The 910-nt window shown below is 46.7% G+C and carries 3 protein-coding genes and 1 pseudogene; all 4 read left to right on the forward strand.

What is annotated here, in order from left to right; all coding sequences use genetic code 11:
• A partial coding sequence (locus FE392_RS19865; RefSeq protein WP_319931861.1) for a phage holin, lambda family occupies positions 1–172 on the forward strand: 172 nt, incomplete at its 5' end.
• A complete protein-coding gene (locus tag FE392_RS19870; RefSeq protein WP_319931859.1) occupies positions 169–501 on the forward strand; it encodes a hypothetical protein in 333 nt (110 codons plus the stop codon). The genes FE392_RS19865 and FE392_RS19870, both read left to right, overlap by 4 nt.
• The gene (locus FE392_RS19875) at positions 498–701 is read left to right on the forward strand and encodes a hypothetical protein (protein WP_319931860.1); all 204 of its coding nucleotides are present in this window, start codon (positions 498–500) and stop codon (positions 699–701) included. Before FE392_RS19870 ends, FE392_RS19875 begins: the two co-directional genes overlap by 4 nt.
• A gap of 3 nt (positions 702–704) precedes the next feature.
• Positions 705–910, forward strand: a pseudogene (locus FE392_RS19880) (structural protein); the annotation flags it as partial.

The following is a 910-nucleotide window of genomic DNA, read 5'->3' on the forward strand; positions in this document are numbered from 1 at the left end:
AGCCTTATTGTGCGGCGCTCTGTCATGGAGTGTATCCAGTGGCTTGGAGATGTTTGGCATTCCGGGCAGCTTCGCGCCGGCTATCGGTGGTGCCATCGGTTTTATTGGTGTTGAGAAGATACGCGGCTTCGCTATCCGGGCTATCAATAAGCGCTTGGGGGATAAGCAATGACCAGAGACCAAGATTACGCAGACGCTGTTCTGTCATTTTACTTATTTGAGGGTGACTTTGGCGATGGCTCTGAACGCTGCCTGAAAGACAAAATTGGCATAACTCGCAAAGAGAGCCACTGCCATATCTGCGATGAAATCATTCCCCAAAAATCTATAGCCAGATTATCAACGTGGGTCTTTGATGGTGAAATTCTGCATTATCGCTGCTGCACTGCCTGTTGCGATGCAATGGTGAGCAGCGTTAACGGAGATGATGATGAATTCTCTCTCATTGAAGAACGATATGAGATTGGTGAGACATCCCGAATGAATAGGAGCGACTCATGAGTACATATGATTTTCCACCGTATGGCATCAGTAGCTGGATGCACCCAACAACTGTTGTTCTGGAACGCATTACTCATTTTCACTCTATTGATTACAACGGTAACAGTGGGACAGTCATTTTTCTAGACACAGGCGCAGAAGTCCGCACCAGTATGTGTGGCTGGGAAGTAAAGAAACTACTGAACGATGATGAGGGATAAGTAATGTCCAGAGGCATACGCAATAACAATCCCGGCAACATTGACCATAACCCAGCAAATAAGTGGCAAGGCCAATTACCACATGACCGAAATATCGAAAAACGGTTCTGTCGGTTTGATACGGCTGAGTATGGTATTCGGGCACTGATGAAGTTGCTGTGTAACTACCACAAGAACGGCTATCAAAGCGTAGCCAAGATGATAGACCG

This window comes from Xenorhabdus santafensis (assembly GCF_033949405.1).
Classification (GTDB): Bacteria; Pseudomonadota; Gammaproteobacteria; order Enterobacterales; family Enterobacteriaceae; genus Xenorhabdus; species Xenorhabdus santafensis.

Bases quoted from the DNA above. Each gene is read 5' to 3' on its own strand.
- FE392_RS19875 (WP_319931860.1), top strand. From the start codon at position 498: ATGAGTACATATGATTTTCCACCGTATGGCATCAGTAGCTGGATGCAC.
- FE392_RS19870 (WP_319931859.1), top strand. From the start codon at position 169: ATGACCAGAGACCAAGATTACGCAGACGCTGTTCTGTCATTTTACTTA.